The sequence below is a fragment of the Streptomyces sp. HUAS TT11 genome (genome assembly GCF_051553595.1).
In the GTDB taxonomy this organism is placed as follows: domain Bacteria; phylum Actinomycetota; class Actinomycetes; order Streptomycetales; family Streptomycetaceae; genus Streptomyces.
In genome coordinates this window covers 718,427-736,340 of the sequence record NZ_CP196184.1, presented here as the reverse complement: position 1 = coordinate 736,340, position 17,914 = coordinate 718,427, and the positions used below count along the sequence as shown (strand labels likewise).

12 protein-coding genes are annotated in these 17,914 nt (G+C 69.6%); 7 read left to right on the top strand and 5 right to left on the bottom strand.

Annotated elements, in window-relative coordinates; translation table 11 throughout:
- Positions 1 to 7: 7 nt before the first annotated feature.
- The 4 genes from ACSHXN_RS03615 (at position 8) to ACSHXN_RS03600 (ending at position 5,875) form a co-directional block, all read left to right on the top strand.
- Complete coding sequence (locus ACSHXN_RS03615; protein WP_438302629.1) at positions 8 to 808, top strand: sugar phosphate isomerase/epimerase family protein; 801 nt, start codon at positions 8 to 10, stop codon at positions 806 to 808.
- Complete coding sequence (locus ACSHXN_RS03610; RefSeq protein ID WP_438302628.1) at positions 805 to 2,169, top strand: MGH1-like glycoside hydrolase domain-containing protein; 1,365 nt, start codon at positions 805 to 807, stop codon at positions 2,167 to 2,169. The genes ACSHXN_RS03615 and ACSHXN_RS03610 overlap by 4 nt, the downstream gene beginning before the upstream one ends.
- A complete protein-coding gene (locus ACSHXN_RS03605) occupies positions 2,156 to 4,093 on the top strand; it encodes an amylo-alpha-1,6-glucosidase (protein ID WP_438302627.1) in 1,938 nt (645 codons plus the stop codon). Before ACSHXN_RS03610 ends, ACSHXN_RS03605 begins: the two co-directional genes overlap by 14 nt.
- A gap of 255 nt (positions 4,094 to 4,348) precedes the next feature.
- On the top strand, positions 4,349 to 5,875 hold the full coding sequence (locus ACSHXN_RS03600; RefSeq protein ID WP_438302626.1) for a metallophosphoesterase: 1,527 nt from the start codon (positions 4,349 to 4,351) through the stop codon (positions 5,873 to 5,875).
- Positions 5,876 to 6,009: 134 nt separating this feature from the next.
- Here the strand turns inward: ACSHXN_RS03600 and ACSHXN_RS03595 are convergent, their stop codons facing one another.
- Together ACSHXN_RS03595 and ACSHXN_RS03590 are read right to left on the bottom strand one after the other, a co-directional pair.
- The gene (locus ACSHXN_RS03595; RefSeq protein WP_438302625.1) at positions 6,010 to 7,185 is read right to left on the bottom strand and encodes a GDSL-type esterase/lipase family protein; all 1,176 of its coding nucleotides are present in this window, start codon (positions 7,183 to 7,185) and stop codon (positions 6,010 to 6,012) included.
- An 87-nt stretch (positions 7,186 to 7,272) separates the two neighbouring features.
- Positions 7,273 to 7,842 carry a TetR/AcrR family transcriptional regulator gene (locus tag ACSHXN_RS03590; RefSeq protein ID WP_355136335.1) on the bottom strand — a complete coding sequence of 190 codons (570 nt, stop codon included), beginning with the start codon at positions 7,840 to 7,842 and terminating at the stop codon, positions 7,273 to 7,275.
- 71 nt (positions 7,843 to 7,913) lie between these two features.
- Between ACSHXN_RS03590 and ACSHXN_RS03585 the strand changes: the two genes are divergently transcribed.
- A complete protein-coding gene (locus tag ACSHXN_RS03585; protein ID WP_438302624.1) occupies positions 7,914 to 8,402 on the top strand; it encodes an FBP domain-containing protein in 489 nt (162 codons plus the stop codon).
- A 291-nt stretch (positions 8,403 to 8,693) separates the two neighbouring features.
- Entirely contained in the window at positions 8,694 to 9,440 is a 747-nt protein-coding gene (locus ACSHXN_RS03580; protein ID WP_355136339.1) for an SDR family oxidoreductase, read from the top strand.
- Between the two features lie 473 nt (positions 9,441 to 9,913).
- On the opposite strand, the gene ACSHXN_RS03575 is transcribed toward ACSHXN_RS03580, so the two are convergent.
- From ACSHXN_RS03575 to ACSHXN_RS03565, 3 genes are all read right to left on the bottom strand, one after another.
- On the bottom strand, positions 9,914 to 10,420 hold the full coding sequence (locus ACSHXN_RS03575) for a DinB family protein (RefSeq protein ID WP_438302623.1): 507 nt from the start codon (positions 10,418 to 10,420) through the stop codon (positions 9,914 to 9,916).
- A 232-nt stretch (positions 10,421 to 10,652) separates the two neighbouring features.
- Positions 10,653 to 11,255 (bottom strand): helix-turn-helix domain-containing protein, encoded by a 603-nt coding sequence (locus tag ACSHXN_RS03570; RefSeq protein WP_383358126.1) that lies wholly within the window; start codon positions 11,253 to 11,255, stop codon positions 10,653 to 10,655.
- Between the two features lie 173 nt (positions 11,256 to 11,428).
- Complete coding sequence (locus ACSHXN_RS03565; RefSeq protein ID WP_438302622.1) at positions 11,429 to 13,156, bottom strand: M6 family metalloprotease domain-containing protein; 1,728 nt, start codon at positions 13,154 to 13,156, stop codon at positions 11,429 to 11,431.
- Positions 13,157 to 13,980: 824 nt separating this feature from the next.
- On the opposite strand from ACSHXN_RS03565, the gene ACSHXN_RS03560 reads away from it, so the two are divergent.
- Complete coding sequence (locus tag ACSHXN_RS03560) at positions 13,981 to 17,769, top strand: S8 family serine peptidase (RefSeq protein WP_438302621.1); 3,789 nt, start codon at positions 13,981 to 13,983, stop codon at positions 17,767 to 17,769.
- Positions 17,770 to 17,914: the final 145 nt, after the last annotated feature.

Sequence of the window (17,914 nt, the reverse complement as noted above, 5' to 3'; positions counted from 1 at the left end):
CCCCACCATGCTCAAGACCGCCGTTCAGGAGCAACTCCTGCCCGGAGACACCCTGCAGGCCAAGTGGGACTTCGCCCAAGCGGCCGGCTACGACGCCATCGAACTGCGCGGCAAGGGCGACCTGCACTTCGCCTCCCGCCTCGACGAGTTGAAGCAGGCGGCGAAGGACGGGGTGGTCATGCCCACCGTCTGCGTCGACATGCTGCACTTCTTCGGCGCCTTCGACACCGGCCTGCGTGCCGACGCCATCGCCCAGCTGAAGTCCCAGCTCACCGTGATCGCCGAGATCGGCGGGCTGGGCGCCCAAACGCCCGCCTCCTACGGCATGTTCTCGCGCCGTCTGCCGCCCTTCGAGCCGCCGCGCAGCGAGGAGGAGGACCACGAGATCCTTCTTGCCGGCCTGACGGAACTGGGAGAGCACGCGCGCAGGGAAGGCGTCACGCTCTTCCTCGAACCGCTCAACCGGTACGAGGACCACATGGTCAACCGGCTGGAGCAGGCGGCCGACCTGATACGCCGCACCGGACTCGACTCCGTCAGGATCGGCATCGACAGCTACCACATGAACATCGAGGAGAGCGACCCCGCCGCCGCGATCCTCGGGCACGCCGACCTCATCGGCCACGCCCAGGTCTCCGACTCCAACCGCTTCCAGCCCGGCGCCGGACACCTCGACTGGCCCGCCTGGCTCGCCGCCCTGCACACCATCGGCTACGACGGATTCCTCGCCGCCGAATGCCGCCTCATCGGCGACCCCATCGAAGCCGTCCGGTCCATCCCCGCCTTCCTGCAGAGGTCCGGCGCGTGAACTCCCTCCTGGACCGGCCCGTGTCCACCGCGTCCGCGGCCCTGACACTGCGGCGCGGTGCGGCACGGGTCCTCATCGACAACTGGACCGGTACCTCAACCGTTCCCTCCCGCACCCTCTACCCCCATCAATGGAGCTGGGACTCCGCCTTCATCGCCATCGGACTGCGTCACCTGTCCGCGCGCCGGGCCCAGCAGGAACTCGAATCCCTGCTGGGCGCCCAGTGGGCCGACGGACGCATCCCGCACATCGTCTTCAACCCCGCCCTGCCGCACGACGCCTACTTCCCCAGCCCCGACTTCTGGCAGTCCTCGCGCGCCGGCCGACCCGCCGGTGCCCCGGCCACGCCGGAGACCTCGGGCATCGTCCAGCCTCCCGTGCACGCACTGGCCGCCTGGCTCACGCACCAGGCGGACCCGCGGGAATCCCGCCGTCGCAGGTTCCTCAGCCGCGCCTATCCACGGCTCGCCGCCTGGCACGACTACCTCCTCACCCGCCGCGAGATCGGCGGTGCGGGGCTGGCAGCCGTCGTCCACCCGTGGGAGCCGGGCATGGACAACAGCCCCTGCTGGGACCGGGCCCTGCACCGCGTGCAACCCGCCGAGCCCGAGGCCTTCCGCCGTGCCGACCTCGACCACGGCCATCCCGCCGACCGGCCCACCGACCTGGACTACGCGCGCTACGTCCGGCTGGCGACCGACTACCGCGAGGCCGGCTACGACGACCGCGCGCCGCGGCACGGCTTCGCCGTGGAAGACCCCTGCTTCAACGCCCTGCTCATCGTCAGCGAGCACGCCCTCGCCGCGATGGCCCACGAGCTCGGCAGCGACGGCGCCTCCCACACCGCGCGCGCCCAGGAACTGACAGAGCACGTGGTGGCCCGCCTGTGGGACGACGACGCCGGCCTGTTCCGTGCCCGCGACCTGACCACCGACACGCTGGTCGACGAGCGCAGTGTCACCGGACTCGTCCCCCTCGTCGTGCCCGGCCTGCCGCACGACATCGTCCGGCGGCTCCAGGACACCCTCGACGGCCCGCACTTCAGCGCGCCGGCCACCCGGCTGATCCCCAGCTACGACCTGACCGGTCACGCTTTCGACGCCCAGCGCTACTGGCGCGGCCCGGCCTGGTTCAACACGGCCTGGCTGATCCACCGCGGACTGCGCACCCACGGCCTGCACTCCGACGCCGAACGGCTCCAGCAGGGCTTTCTCGCCGAAGCCGGGCGGTCGGAGTTCGCCGAGTACGTCGACCCCACCACCGGCGCCGCCCGAGGCGCCCGGCACTTCTCCTGGACCGCCGCCCTCGCACTCGACCTGCTGTGCGCCGACCCGAAGGAGCCCGGCCATGACCGCGGGTGACCACCCCGTGCAGCTGGTGCGTGACGCCACCTTCGCCCGCCTCGACGCCGGAGCGGGCATCAGCGGCACCCGCGGGACCACGCCCGACGGGCTGTTCCTCAAGGACGCACGCCATCTCAGCCGCTGGCAGCTCACCGTCGACGGCGCGAGTCCCGTCGCCCTGGTGCCCGCCGAGGCGACGACGGACGACACGGCCGAGTGCGTCCTCACCCCGCAGGGCACACGGGACAATCCCCCCGCCTACACCGTCTTCCGCAGGCAGACCCTCACCGCGGGCACGCTCACCGAACGCCTGCGCCTGGTCAGCAACCTTCCCCACCCCGTCACGGCCCGCATCGATCTCACCGTCGACGCCGACTTCGCCGACCTGTTCGAACTACGGGCCGATGACCGCCACTACTCCAAGCCCGACGCCCAGTACACAACCCGCACGACGCCCGACGGCCTGCACTTCGACTACCACCGGGCCGACTGGCGCTCCCGCACCACGCTCACCTGCCGTCCCGCCCCGGACGCCGTCGACACCGGGCAGCGCGCCGCACAGTCCAGCGCGCGGACCCTCACCTGGCACCTCCCGCTCGACGAGCACGACGAGAGCGAACTCCAACTGACCGTCCGTGCCCAGCCACACGGACTGCCGTACGAGCCGCCAGCCGTTCCGCACCCCCCTCGGCAGGCTCCGGCAGCGACCGACGGCCTCAGTCGCATGTGCGAGCGAGGCCTCGCCGACATCGACCTGCTGACCATCCCGGTGACGGGCGTGGACGGTGACCCGGTGCACGTACCCGCCGCCGGCATCCCGTGGTTCCTCACCCTGTTCGGCCGAGACTCCCTGCTCACCTCCTACTTCCTCCTGCCGTACCGGCCGGACACGGCCGCCGCCACACTCAGCGCCCTCGCCGCCACACAGGGGCAGCGCTACGACGCCTTCAGCGGCGAACAGCCCGGACGCATCGTCCACGAGACCCGCCACGGCGAACTCGCTCACTTCCGCCAGATCCCCTACGGCCGGTACTACGGTGCCGTCGACGCCACACCGCTGTTCCTCGTCCTGCTCCACGCCCACCACGAGACGACCGGCGACAGCAGCCTTGCCGTGCGCCTGGAGGACCACGCCCGGCGGGCCGTGGACTGGATGCTCACCGACGGCGGCCTGGAGCGACACGGCTACCTCGTCTACACCCCCGACCCCGGCGGACTGGTCAATCAGAACTGGAAGGACTCCGCAGGCGCCATCTGCTTCACGGACGGCACCCAGGCAAAGGGTCCCATCGCCGTCTCGGAAGCCCAGGGCTACGCCTACGACGCACTCCAGCGCACGGCGGAACTCGCCCACGAGGTCTGGCAGGACGAGGCCTACGCCAACCGTCTGCGCGACACGGCCGTCCGGCTGCGCAGCCGCTTCACCACCGACTTCTGGATGCCGGAAGCCGACTTCCCGGCTCTCGCCCTGGACGGCGACGGACACCGAGTCGACGCCCTGGCCTCGGATGCGGGCCACCTGCTGTGGTCCGGCATCCTCGACACCGAGCACGCCCGCCGGGTCGGCCGCCGCCTGCTGGCACCGGACTTCTTCTCCGGCTGGGCCATCCGCACCCTGGCCGCGGGACAGAAGCCGTACCACCCCCTGTCCTACCATCGCGGCAGCGCCTGGCCCCACGACAACGCCGTCATCACGCTGGGCCTCGCCCGCTACCGGCTCACCGACGAGGTCGACACCGTCACCGAAGGCCTCGTCGCGGCAGCGGCCCACCACGGCTACCGCCTGCCCGAGGTCATCGCCGGCTACGGCCGATCCGCCACCACCGGCCCCGTTCCCTACCCCCATTCCTGCTCACCCCAGGCCTGGGCGGCGGCAACACCCCTGGCCCTGCACACAGCGCGGCAACAGGTACGGAACGAACACCGAGCGGCGAGGCCCTGATCGCTCGGACGGCGTGCCGCGGGGAGGCACGTTCAAAGCCCCCGCTCGGTGTGAACCAGGCGAACGTCCATAGTGGTTCACGGACTTCAGTGGGCAGGGTCGGGGGAGTGGGGGAGGTGTGCCCGACACGCGCCTTTGCGGCATCCCTCGTCGAGAAGCCCGCTGCCCCGGTGCCGGGCCCCGGGTCGGCAAAGTAATGACGGACGTGGCGACTCGTACATGCCGTGTTCAACGGCGGCGACTACTCAAAGCAGCATGCCTGGATGTGATTTCACCCGAAGAGATCTTCTGAGCTGGTCCGCGGTGGCCGCGGCGGCGCCCTTCGTCGCGACCGCGTTCGACGGCGTCGCCTCGGCCGCGACCCGCGGGGACGACATCTCACCCGCCAACCTCGAGCTGGTCACGCTCACCGAGGACCGAGCCGTCATCACCTGGTACACCGGCTACACCGGCAGCGACGACGGACTCGGCCGCATGGTGCCGGCGCCCGCCGACGGGGAGGTGCGCTGGGGTACCCACCCCGGCCGCCTCAACCGGGTCGCGACCGGCCTGTCCTCCCACACGCCGTACCACTACGTCGAGTTGACCGGCCTGGAGCCGGGCCGGACCTACTACTACCAGGCCACCTCGCACGGCAAGCCCGTCCCTCCGACGGCCTTCACGCTGATCAAGGGCAACGCCGTCGGGACCTCGGACCACGGCCTCGACGGCACAGGTCCCTACAGCTTCACCACGCCCGAACCTCCGCCCGGTCGCTACCTGTTCTCCATCGCCCTGTGCAACGACCTCCACATGGGTGAGACCCAGGCCGGACTCGTCGGCGGCCAGCCGCAGTACATCGGCATCCAGCAGGAACCGGGCCTGCCGCCGTACCCGGAGGTCATGCTGGAGTCCCTGGTGCGGGACGTGACAGCACTCGGTGCCGACTACCTGCTCGCCGCGGGCGACATCTCCGCCGAAGCCGTGCCCCTCGACCTCAGCCAGGCCCACAAGCTGCTGGGCAGGTTCGGCGCCTACCGGGACGACTACTTCGTCACGCGAGGCAACCACGACCGGGCGCACCTGGGCGATCCGTACGCGCACTGCCGCGCCGGGCAGTGGCAGGGCAACGACTGCTTCGCGGACCGGTTCTTCCCCGCGCAGCACGAGAACACCTACTTCACCCGGACCCTGAACGGGCTGCGGGTCATCGGAATCGACACGTACGACAAGCCGGGCAACGGAGGTGACGCCGGGGCCCTTTCCCCTGATCAGACGGCCTGGTTCCGTGACCAGCTGCACCGCGACCAGGAACGGCCGACGATCGTCTTCGGCCACCACCCGCTCGTCGTCCAGGACTCGGCGTTCCCCATCACCGCGGGCAACTCGCTGGACGCCATGCAGGCGGCCACGATCCTCGGCGACTACGCCCGCATGCCGGGCCTGTTCCTGCACCACGCGGGCCACACGCACCGCAACAAGCGCACGATCAGCCCGCTGGCGCCGCGTGTCATCCAGCAGGAGGTCGCCGCCGCCAAGGAGTACCCGGGCGGGTTCTCCCTGCTGCGTCTGTACACGGGCGGCTACGCGCTCAACTTCTACAAGAGCCGTAGCGAACTGGCCCGTCGGTGGAGCGAGCGCAGCCGCATGGAGATCCTCGGCTACTGGCCGCAGTTCGCCCTCGGCGCGAGCGTCGCCGACCGCAACTCGGTGGTACGCCACGACCTCTCCGGTCTGCGTCCCCACCACCGCGGCCACCACACATCGCACGGACACGACGGCAAGCAGCACATGTCCGCCTGACACAGCGGCGAGGGCCCGCCGATCGCGGGTCCTCGCCGTGCTGCCCATGCGGTCGGCGCCCACCCGGAAGTGCCGCTCCGGGCCTTGCCCGCGATGGGCGAGAAGGTGCGGACCGCTGTACGGCGGCCGTTGCGTCAGCCGGCCTCGGAGGCGAAGGCGCCCCCCTCACCGAATGCGTGCCGCGCAAAGTTCTCGGCGATGCGTCGGTGTCCTGCCGGGTCGGGGTGGACCTCGTCGGGCAGCGGGAGTTCGGCGTAGTCCGTCTCGCCGTAGAGGCGGCGGCCGTCGAGGTGGTACAGGTGGGGATCCTCGACCGCCCGCTGTTCGACGATCCGGGCGAGTGCGTCGCGAATGACGTTGAGCGTCAGGCGCCCGGCGGCGCGTTCGGCAGGGTCGCCCGTGGCCTTGAACCGCAGGGTCCCGCCCTCGAATTCGGGCGCGAGGGGTCCGGGGGTGTCCTCCTGGACCGGGCACAGGATGGGGGAGACGACCAGCAGCGGAGTGGTCGGATGCCCCTCGCGGATGGTGTCGAGGAAGCCGTGGACTGCGGGGGTGAAGGCGCGCAGGCGCATCGCGTCGGTGTTGACGACATTGATGCCGATCTTGAGGCTGATCAGGTCCGCCGGGGTGTCACGCATTGCGCGGGCGGTGAAGGGGTCGAGCAGTGCACTTCCGCCGAACCCCAGGTTGATCAGCTCCACGCCGCCCCGGGCCGCGGCCAGGGCGGGCCACACGGCGGTGGGGTGCGTGGCGTTGGAGCCGTGGCTGATGGAACTGCCGTGGTGCAGCCAGACCCTGCGGCCGCCGGCCGGTGCAGGCTCGACCGGGGCGTCGGTGCGCAGAGCGACGAGCTCGGTGATCTCTGTGTGCGGCAGCCAGATCTCGACGTCCTTGTCACGTGCCGGGAGGTCGGTGAACCTGGCGGTGCCGGCAGGGCCCTCACGCAGTTCGAAGGACTGGGTGGCCATGTCGATCAGGTGGACGTTGCCGCCGGTCACCGTGGTCTGGGCGGCGAGGCGGCCGTCGACCAGTAGGTCGTACACGCCGTCCGCCGGGGCCGGGAGACCTCGGTACAGCCGTTTGGTGGGCACGGTGTCCAGTTCGACGCTGGTGGCCCGGGTGCGGAAGACCAGCCGCACACCCGAGGGCTGGGCCTCGGCCATGGCCAGTTGGTCGTCGGGGATCTGCCGACGCGCACGAGCGGGCAGCCGGTGGGGCAGCAGACCGCGTTCCGTCGCTTCCACGTCGAGGAAACCGCGCAGGATGTCCTTGGTGACCGGTGTCGTGATCCAGCCGTGTTGAGTGTTCATTGCCTCAGCCTGTTGATCAAGGGGTGTGCATGGTGCGGTTGCGCCGATGTGCAGCGGGCGATCGGGTTCGGTGGTGCGGACCGCCGGTCAAGATGCGGTCCAGTTCCGCAGCAGCGCGTCGAGGGAATCCACCATCCAGTCCCAGGACTCCTGCGGGTCGACGGCCGTGTGGTCGAAGCCTCCGGCCGTCTCCAGGCTGACGTAGCCGTGGAAGACGCTGCCCAGCATCCGGACCGCGTGCGTCTGGTCCGGCTCCGTCAGGTCGTAGCCGCGCAGGATCGCCCGGGTCATCTGCGCATGCCTGACACCCGCACTGGCGGCCGCCGTCTCGGGATCGAGCCTGAGACGGGCGGCGGCGTAGCGCCCGGGATGCTCCCGGGCGTAGTCGCGGTAGGCGTCCGCGAAGGCGGCCAGGGCGTCCCTGCCGGCCCGTCCGGCCAGCGCGGCGGCGACTCGGTCGGCGAGTTCCTCCAGGGCGAACAGGGCGATCCTGGTCTTGAGGTCCTGGGAGTTCTTCATATGCGAGTACAGACTCGCGACCTTGACGTCGAACCGCCGGGCGAGCGCCGACACGGTCACCTGGTCGAAGCCGACCTCGTCGGCCAGTTCCGCTCCCGCCCGGGTCAGACGCTCCGGGGTCAGCCCCACTCGAACCATAACACTTCTCCCTTCCGGCGACAGCCATTATGCATTTGCCTAAAAGCTTTAGGCAAATTAGCCTGCTGCTCATGAAACCGCTGACCGAGCAAGAGATCCGAGCCGCCTTCGTGAACTGCACCAAAGGTGAGGCGAAGCGGCTCTCCGTACCCCGCGACCTGACCGAGCGACCCTGGGGCGACCTGGACTTCCTCGGCTGGCGCGACCCCCAGGCTCCCGACCGGGCCTATCTGGCCATCGAGCTGGACGGCCGACCGGTGGCCATCACGTTGCGTAGCCCCGGTGTCACCTCCTGGACGCGCCGCAGCATGTGCTCGATCTGTATGACCACGCACACGGGAGGCGTGTCGCTGATGGTCGCCGCGAAGGCGGGCAAGGCGGGGCAGCAGGGCAACTCCGTGGGCGCCTATCTGTGCAGCGACCTCGCCTGTTCGCTGTATGTACGGGGCAAGAAGGACGCGGGCATCGGCGCCCGGCTCCACGAGTCGCTCACGCTGGAGGAGAAGATCGAGCGGACCGTCGCCAACCTCGTCGCGTTCATCGCCCAGGTCACCGGATGAAGCCGTTGGCCGATCGTCGCGTACGAGCCGGCGGGTGAGGGTCCGCCGGCAAGTCGGCGGACCCTCACCCACGTTCACGACCGGGCACACGGTCGGCGTTCCCCGGACGGTCCTGGCGGTAGTCAGTTCTTGATCGATCCAGGTGTCCTGCCTGCACGGTCACCGGCCTCAGGCCCTTGGTGACACGGCACTTGAGCCGGGAGCGTGTGACTTCGTTCATATCAGGGGGTGTCACAAATGACCTGACCCCGCGGTCATGTTCCCGGACAGGGCTGAGAGACGGGAGTGGTTGTGAAGATCGCAGTTGCCGGCGGTACCGGGGTGGCCGGACGGCTCGTCGTGGAGGCCCTTCGGGCCCGCGGGCATGCGCCCGTGGTGCTGTCGCGTGGTGCGGGTGTCGATCTGCTGAGCGGGGCCGGGCTGGATGCGGCGCTGGCCGGAGCGGAAGCGGTGATCGATGTCAGCAACGTGATCACCATGCGCAGGTCGGCGGCGGTGGGCTTCTTCGACACGGCGGGGCGGCACCTTGTGGAGGCGGCGGAGCGTGCCGGGGTGCGGCACCTGGTGACCCTGTCGATCGTGGGGATCGATCGGGTCAAGAACGCCTACTACGCGGGCAAGCTGCGGCAGGAGGAGATCGTCAGGGGCGGGGCGGTGCCCTGGACCGTGCTGCGCGCCACGCAGTTCCACGAGTTCGCGGGGCAACTGCTGAACAACGTGCCCGGGCCGATCGCGGTGATGCCGACGGGACCGGTCCAACCCATCGCCGTACGGGAAGTCGCCGAAGCCCTCGCCGACCTCGCCCCTCGGGCACCGCAGGCAATGGCCCCCGAGCTCGCCGGACCGCAGACCGAGTCGCTGGTCGACATGGCCCGGCTCCTCATCGCCGCGGGCGGAGCCCGCCGACGTCCGGTCCTCCCGGTGTACTTCCCCGGCGGGACGAGCAGCGGCGGCCTGCTTCCCACCGGCACCGGCCCCCGTGGCACCCAGACATTCGCCGATTGGCTCAGCGAGAAGATCCCCGCGACGCCCGCATGAACGAGGGCCGGTGAAACGGCCCTCGCGGCCGGTTGCCCAGAGGACCGTCACGTTCGTCCGGCGCCGAACAGGCCCGTGGGCGTGACGCACCCGAAGCCTCCAGCGCCAGGCCGGCGGGAAAAGTGTTGAGTCCCGTGCAGCGGGGCGCCCCGGACATCGGCCTTCACCCACGTGGGACGGATGTCGCGATGCCGCAGGTACTGGTGGCATGGGCCGTTGCGGCATGCCGCGCGATCCGTGGCGAGACCGTCCGGCCTTGCGCGTGGACGGCCCGGACCGATGTGCGGGACGTGGAACCTTGCCGGTACGGCCTCGAGCGGCGGGCCGGCCGGCCGTCCGTTGTCGCCGCCGGTGACGAGCGGCGACAACGGGCGGACAACGAACGTCGGCACTCGGGCGGAGCCTGCCGGCACACCCTTGTGCCGGGGCAGGCAGCGGGCGGCCCGCCGGACCGTCACAAGAGCGGGTGGACCTCAGTCACCGGTCGTGCCGTCGAGCATCTCGCGCAGGATGTCCATATGGCCGTTGTGGCGGGCCGTCTCCTCGGTGAGGTGGAGGAGGATCCAGCGCAGGTCGACGTGCACGCCATCGCGGCCGGCACGCTTGGCCTTGGTGTCCAGGCTGTTCCCGGCGACCAGTTCGCGGTACCGGGCGCTCTGTTCTGCGTACTCGTCGAGCAACTGTGTGAGCGGGAAGTCGACGCCGATCCGCATCTCGCGGTCGGGGTCCTCCTCGGTCCAGGGACCTTCGTCCTCCTCCCCGAGGAAGACCACCTGGAACCAGTAGTACTCGACCCAGCGGAGGTGGTTGATCAGTCCGCTCAAGGTCATCAGCGGCGAGCCCGGCAGGAGCGCCTTGCGGGCGTTCTCCGCGGAGACGCCCTCGCACTTGACGCGGGCGGTGTCACGTGCGTAGTCGAGGAACGTCGTGAGCTGGCTGCGCTCGTCCCAAGCGGGAGGCATGTCATCGATTCTGGTCATCGTGCGTAGCATCCACGATCCCCGTGACCGCTGTCGACGCATTTGCGGGCGACGACTCCCGCTTCGAGCCCCGGGAACGACCACCGATGACCCGTGGGGTGCACCAAGAACGCCGAAGGTCAGTGGTGTGATCGAGCCCCGCTGCATCCGGTGGGACCCAGTCAGCCCTGGCCCGGATCAGGGGGCGTCCGACCCGGAGGGGACGCGCCTGCCGCCGGGCTTCCGCGTCCGTTCAGTGCGGTGCGTTGGCCGCATTCTCGTCGTCGTCCTGCTGGGACCGGGGCGTTCGGTACTGGAGCAGCAGCACCGAACGCACCGGGCCTTCCGGGGCGGCGTAACCATGGGGGATCGAGGCGTCGAAGGCGATGTAGTCGCCGGGGCCGAGGCGGGTGAGGTGTCCGTCGACCTCCACGTCGAGTTGGCCGGACTGGACGATGGTGTGCTCGGTTCCCGCGTGGCCGAGGGAGGTCTGCCGGCCGTCGGTTCGTACCTGCTGGTCGTACACCTCGACGATCAGCCCGCCGGTCTGTATCCGGCGCAGCGGCCGCAGGTCGACCCCTTCGCCGCTCAGGACCTCCGTGTCGGCGGCGCGGACCACGGTGACGCTGCCTGAGGGATCGGTCTCGAGCAGGTCGGAGATCGGCAGATCCAGGGCGCGGGAGAGGCTGAACACCGTCTCGATCGTGGGGTTTCCGGTGGCCGACTCGAGTTGCGACAGGGTCGCCTTGCCGATCCGGGAGAGCCGGGACAGTTCGCTGAGGGACAGCCCGCGGCGGTTCCGCTCACGCCTGAGGTTGGCGGCCAGGGTCTGTCTGACCGAGCTGCTCGGGGTCATCACACGATCTCCTGCGGGGCGGGTGCGTTCGCCTCAGCGTACGGGGTCTGCGCCTGCCTGTGACGGCCGTTGGCGGTCGAGGACTTGAGGGAAAGAGGCCGAGGGCCGGGCGCGGTCGCGACGCCGGCCCTCGGCCGATGCGGTCGCCGGGAGTGCTCCCGGCGACCGGTTGCTCAGCGGTGCACGGTGCAGTTCGCCTGCGCCGTCTTGTGCGGATCGCTCTCGGAGCGTGCGGTCAGTGTCACCTTGGAGTGGTTTGCCGCGCCCTTGCCCGCGGCCACGGCGACGTTGACCGTGGTGCGTTCGCCGACCTTGGCGGTGGCGAGAGCGTTGGGAACCTCGGCCCGCCATCCCGCGCCCTGCGCCGTCGCGGAGAGCCGGTAGACGTCCGCATCCCGGTACGCGGCCGACTTGTCCGTCGCACCGCTGGAGCCGTGTCCGGTGTTGGCCAGCTGGAAGGTGCAGACGGCACCCCGGCGCTGGGCGTCACCGGCGGAGCTGCCGTGGCTGAGCGCCACGCCGCGGGTCTGCGGGCCCGATCCGTCCAGCGACCGTACGGCCACCGTGTAGGAGAGCTCGCCGGCCGGATCGGTCTTCATGTTGATGACGTAGAACTTGAGCCTGTTGGCCGTGTCCGTGTACTCGTACGCGCTGCCGGAGCGCGTCCCCGCGTGGAACAGGCCGTCGTTGAGCTGACGGTAGTCACCGATCGAGCGCATCACCTTTGTGCCGTCCGGCCGGGTGAAGTCGACCATGTTGATGTCCTGGGGGTTGGCGTCGATCATCCAGCTGAAGCAGAGGTAACCGCAGCTGGCGCCCTCGTCGCCGAACGGCTTGTTCTTCGTGAGCATCACCCCGTGATCAGGGGTGAAGGAGTCCGCGCCGATCCGCTGCACCGTCTCGATGGTGTAGTCGGTGAAGCCGGGGCCGGAGCAGAACGGATCCGTATTGACGTCGCATGCCGGTGTCCTGTCCGTGCCCAGGTCGATCTCGACACCCTGTAGCTGGTTCTCCTTCACCTTCGCCGACCGGGCGCGGACGTCGAACACGGCCAGACCATGATCCGCGAGTGCCTGCGGGGACAGCGTCAGCAGTTGGTCGTCGTTGAGGAATCCGAGCTTGGTCTTGGTCCGCACGGTCTGGCCGGCCGGCATCGAGGCGCCCTGCGTGGCCGGGACCTGCCAGCGGTTGTGCGGTCCGCCCGGCCCGTTGAAGGAGCCTCGGTCGAGCACGTCGAAGGGGCCGGTGCCGGCCCGGTGGTAGGGCTCGACGTACGGATTGTTGTTGTTGTCGCCGATACCGAAGGTATGGGTGATCTCGTGCGTGATGGTTCCCGAGCTCTCCCCTTGCCGGATACCGGAGTTGCCCCACAGCTGCGATCCGGCCTTCCACGACGTGAAGCCGGTGTACCGGCTGCGCACGGCGTTCGGAAGGTCCGGGTCGGGCGGCCCCCATTCATCGGGCACGTCCTGCGGGGTCTGGAACTTCATCTCGCCGAACTCCTGCCAGACGGACGTCTCGTCGTAGCCGGCGTAGATCCGCATCACGCGATCGAAGGACTTCGCCTCGTCCGCCCCCACGTCCTGCTTCCACACGGGGTCGATGTCCTTTTCGATGCTGCCGTCGCAGGTGTGTCCGCTCGGGCAGCCCGCACGCTCCTGGCCGATGTCGTTCAGCCCGTACTCGTACGACGGCCGGGGAGCCCGGTACGGTCCGAAGGGAACGAACTCGACGCCGATACGGCCGCCGGTCTGCTCCATCCAGTACTCGTTCACGGTGTGGCCGTGGTTCAGCGCGCTGGGCTTGTTGTAGAAGTCCGCGTAGAACCCAGGGATGTCATCGCGGGATACGGGGTCGATCTGCGGGTTGCCGAAAGGGTCGCTCTTTTTCGGCATAGTCATGACAAAGGGCTGGTCCGGGAAATCCACCGCGACCAACGCTATGCGCAACTTCTTCTGAGTCGGCTGCAGTTGGGGATCCGCCCAGTTCGTGCCCGGAACTTTTTGATAGTCGCTCCAGGTCATGTCCTGTTGGTCCTGCGGGTGCTGCGCATCGATGGGCGCGAACGGATCCGAGATGTGCGCCGCTGCGGGGGGAGGACCTGCGGGCCCGACGGGCGCCGCCCCCGCACTGCTGCCGATCAATGCCGTCACCATCGCGACGGCCCCTGCCGCGACTGCTCTGGTCCTTCCGCCGATCAGGCCTGACCACACGTGGCACCGCCTCCTGAACGTCGTTGTCGTTCTGCAGAACGAACGATCGGGAGCGTATGGCGCCGCTAGTCACGTGTCAACGATGCGTGCGATGCCACTAGTTGCCTGACAACTGGCGGTCGCCTGCCCCGACCGACGCCGAGCCGGACGTTCTGTATAGCGAACAGCTTCACCCGTGTCGGGGATGAGCCGGTCGGTGCAGGTCCTGTCGCGTCTCCCGCGCCGGCCGGGGCGCACGCGGCCACAGCCCGTCCTGCCGACCGTGACCCGAACAGCACCTGGAGCCCTCTGCCGCGTTGTCACACGAAGTGTGTACCGCCGTCCCGCGCCACGGGTGTCCTCATGGCGCATGTGCGCCATGACCAAGGGCGACACCATTCCGGTATGGCTGACCGGAAAGCGAACGCCGCATGATCGGCCGGTACTGCCCCCGCAAACACGGCGGTGAATTCACATTGCCTCACATATCCTCTCGTAGAGGACGGCTGACGGCGCTCGGCATCACGGCGGCCATGCTGTCCCTTTCGGTCACGACATCCGCAGACGCGCAGCCCGTACGGCAGCTGGGGAGCACGGCGGCGGCCGGTGTGCCCGCCCCGGCCGCGGCCGCGCAGCCCCGTACCGTCACGCTGATCACAGGCGACAAGGTCACGGTCACGCCCGCCGGAGGTGCGGGCACCGTGACGGTGAGCGGTCCGCACGGTGAACCCATCGCCGCGCACACCGACAAGGTCGGCAAGGACCTGTACGTGTACCCCGAGTCGGCCGCGCCGTACGTCTCCGCCGGGCTCCTCGACAAGGACCTTTTCAACGTCACGGGGCTGGTCGCCGACGGTTACGACGACGCCCGGGTGAATCACCTGCCGCTCATCGTGACCTACACACACAACGCTGCCGCCCGCACACAGAGCGCACCGCGCGGCGCGAACCGGGTGCGCACCCTTTCCAGCATCAACGGTGCGGCTCTCGCCGAGGACCATGACAAGGCGGCCGAGTTCTGGTCGGCCGTCACCGCCAAGGTGAACGCATCCGCGGTGTCCCGCAGCAGCTCCCTCCTCGCCTCGCCCGCCCCCAAGCCCACTCTGGCCGGCGGCATCTCCAAGATCTGGCTGGACGGCAAGGCCAAGGCGACTCTCGCCGATTCGACCGCCCAGATCGGTGCGCCCGAGGTGTGGCGCGGGGGCAATACGGGCAAGGGCGTGGACGTCGCCGTACTCGACACCGGCGTCGACGACGGACACCCCGATCTGGTGGGTCAGGTCGCGGAGGCGACCAGCTTCGTACCCGACCAGCCCCCCGGCGGCGGTGACGGTCCGCAGGGCCAGGCGACCGCCGACACGGACGCCGTGGATCACCACGGGCACGGCACCCACGTGGCCTCCACCATCGCCGGAACCGGTGCGGCCTCCTCAGGCAAGGAGAAGGGCGTCGCCCCCGGCGTCCGGCTGCACGTCGGCAAGGTCCTCAACGACTCCGGCGAAGGACAGGACTCCTGGATCCTGGCCGGCATGGAGTGGGCCGCCAGGAACGCCCACGCCAAGGTCATCAGCATGAGCCTGGGCGGAAGCCCGTCCGACGGATCCGACCCGCTCAGCCAGGCCGTCGACCAACTCAGTGCGGAGACCGGTGCGTTGTTCACCATCGCCGCCGGCAACTCGGGCCCGGACCCGATGACGGTCGCCGCACCCGGCGCCGCGGATGCGGCGCTGACCGTCGGCGCCGTGGACCACGACGACCAGCTGGCCGACTTCTCGAGCCGCGGCCCGCGTTGGTCGGACAGCGCGGTCAAGCCGGAGATCACCGCTCCCGGCGTCGACATTCTCGCCGCCCGCTCGCGATACGCCGGCGGCACCGGCGACTACATCACGATGAGCGGCACCTCGATGGCCACTCCGCATGTCGCAGGAGCCGCCGCGCTGCTGGCCGCGGAGCACCCCGACTGGACCGGTCAGCAGATCAAGGACGCCCTGGTCAGCACCTCGAAGCCGACCCCCGCCTACACCGCCTTCCAGGCCGGTGCCGGTCGTGTGGACATCGCGGCCGCCTCCAAGTCCACCGTGTACGCCACCGGTACGGTCTCCCTCGGCGAGCACACCTGGCCGGCCGATCCCGGCGCGACGGTCGACAAGACGGTGACGTACACCAACGTCGGCGACTCCGCGGTGACGTTGGACCTCGCGGTCTCCGCCCCCAAGGCCCCGGCCGGGCTGTTCACCCTGTCGAAGGACAAGGTCACCGTCCCGGCACATGGCACGAGCACGGTCACCGTGACCGCGAACGTCGACAAGGCCGCCCGGGGGACGACCTACGACGCGCGCATCGACGCGTCGGCGGCGGGCATCCGCCTCGCCCACACCGCCGTCGGTTTCGCCACCGCCAACCAGACCTTCAAGGTGACGATCGTGTCCAAGGACCGGTCAGGCGGGATCTACACGGGCCCCGGCACGCTCATGGGAGCCTCCGACGAAACCTCCGACCCCTTTGTGAACAACTGGAACATCAACTTCGACATCGATTCACCCGGCGTTCTGACGCTCGAACTTCCCGCCGGAACCTGGTCGTTGGGTCAGTGGATGCAGGTCGAGGGCAGTCATGGTCCGCAGTCCCGCGGACATGCCCTGGTCATGGTGCCCCAGTTCGACCTGGACCGTGACACCACCATCGTGCTCAGCGCGACCAAGGCCCGGCAGATGAAGCTGCTGACCCCTCGGGAGTCCAGAAGCAGCGCGCTGCGGGTCGACTACACACGGGCCTTCCCCGGTGCGGGCAATCAGGTGATGTCCTTCCTCGTGCCGCGCACCGAGGACACCCTCTGGGCGGTGCCCACGGCGAAGGTGACCAAGGGAACCTTCGACGTGCGCACCCGGTGGCGCAATGAGCAGCCCGCGCTGAAGATCTCCATGGGCGGCACCTCGTTCGACGATCTGCTGGTGCGGCGTGGGACGAAGCCCCTGTCCAAGGGCTCGCACCGGCTGAAGGCCGTGTACGTGGGTCAGGGCGCCGCGGCGGAGTACACGGGCCGGGACGTCCGAGGCAAGGCCGTCGTGGTCGACCGCAACGACACCGTGGCGCTGTCCGAGCAGGCGGACACCGCGGCGGCGGCCGGCGCCGCGCTGCTGCTGGTCGTCAACGACGGCCCCGGCCTTGTGGAACCGCTGGCCTTCGACAGCATCGCGCCGATGAACATCGCAACACTGGACCAGGAGGAAGGCCGCCGCCTGATCTCGCAGGCCTCCAAGTCCGGTACGGCACTGGAGGTGTACTCCAACCCGACCACCGAGTACCTGTACGACGTGGTCCGCAACCACCGCAACCAGATCCCGATGGATCTCACCTACCGTCCGAACACCGGTGATCTGGCCAGGGTCGACATGTCCTTCCGCAACTACCGTCCGGCCCAGGCGACGGACTTCCGCTACGACGTGTATCCGGAGTTCGACTGGTGGGCCGTCGGCTGGCCGGAGATTCCGGGACAGGGCCAGGGCGACCGCACCGACTACGTGTCCCCGGGCGTGCAGTACCGGGAGAGCGCGACGGTGACCGGTGAGACCCGGGTCATCGCCGCGGACAAGCACTACGGCACCGGGAGCCGCACGGCGGAGAGCTGGTTCTCGCCGATCCAGCGGCCGCGCATCTCGTACGACGGCTCTTCGCTGTCCCGCCAGGACGACGCTCTCTTCGCGTTCGTAGCCGGCTGGGGGGACGCGGGCGCCGACCGCGAGGGATACGGCACCGCCCCGGGCGTCCAGGCTAAGACGTCGATCTACCAGGGCGACACCCTGCTCGCCCAGTCGTCCGACTACTACACCTATGCGACGGGGCTGAAGCCCGAGGCGCTTCCGTACCGCATCGTCTCGGAGTTCTCCCGCGGCACCTGGGCGAGCCCTTACTCCACCCGCACCCGAACGGTCTGGGACTTCACGTCCGCGGCCGGTCAGCGCTACCAGAACCTGCCGCTGCCCCTGGTCCAACTCGACTACAACGTGACCACGGACTTCTCGGGCAAGGCCGATCGCGACGCGGTGTTCACCATCAAGCCCGCCAAACCGTCCGGTGAGTGGCCGAAGGCCTACGCGGATCTGCCCCCCGCCGCCTTCCACGACGGGACCCTGCAGTTGTCCTACGACGACGGCGCCACCTGGCACAGGGCACAGCTGACCCGGACGTCCGACGGCCGTGGCTGGCGTACGGAGCTGAACGCCCCCAAGGGCGCCCGCTTCGTCACCCTCCGGGCAGGCGCCACCGACTCCGACGGCAACGCCGTGGAGCAGACCATCGTCCGTGCCTTCGGACTGAAGTGATCTCGGCACACCGCCACTGAGAGAGGAACACAACTGCCGGGGGCGGGACCATCAATGGTCCCGCCCCCGGTCGCTTCGTTCGCGACCGCCTGCACGAGTTGGACGGCCCACTTCGTGGCGGATCGCCATGTGGGTGCACCCAGGG

Bases quoted from the DNA above. Each gene is read 5' to 3' on its own strand.
- ACSHXN_RS03615 (WP_438302629.1), top strand. From the start codon at position 8: ATGCTCAAGACCGCCGTTCAGGAGCAACTCCTGCCCGGAGACACCCTG.
- ACSHXN_RS03605 (WP_438302627.1), top strand. From the start codon at position 2,156: ATGACCGCGGGTGACCACCCCGTGCAGCTGGTGCGTGACGCCACCTTC.
- ACSHXN_RS03600 (WP_438302626.1), top strand. From the start codon at position 4,349: ATGCCTGGATGTGATTTCACCCGAAGAGATCTTCTGAGCTGGTCCGCG.
- ACSHXN_RS03595 (WP_438302625.1), bottom strand. From the start codon at position 7,185: ATGAACACTCAACACGGCTGGATCACGACACCGGTCACCAAGGACATC.
- ACSHXN_RS03590 (WP_355136335.1), bottom strand. From the start codon at position 7,842: ATGGTTCGAGTGGGGCTGACCCCGGAGCGTCTGACCCGGGCGGGAGCG.
- ACSHXN_RS03585 (WP_438302624.1), top strand. From the start codon at position 7,914: ATGAAACCGCTGACCGAGCAAGAGATCCGAGCCGCCTTCGTGAACTGC.
- ACSHXN_RS03575 (WP_438302623.1), bottom strand. From the start codon at position 10,420: ATGACCAGAATCGATGACATGCCTCCCGCTTGGGACGAGCGCAGCCAG.
- ACSHXN_RS03570 (WP_383358126.1), bottom strand. From the start codon at position 11,255: ATGACCCCGAGCAGCTCGGTCAGACAGACCCTGGCCGCCAACCTCAGG.
- ACSHXN_RS03565 (WP_438302622.1), bottom strand. From the start codon at position 13,156: ATGACTATGCCGAAAAAGAGCGACCCTTTCGGCAACCCGCAGATCGAC.
- ACSHXN_RS03560 (WP_438302621.1), top strand. From the start codon at position 13,981: ATGCTGTCCCTTTCGGTCACGACATCCGCAGACGCGCAGCCCGTACGG.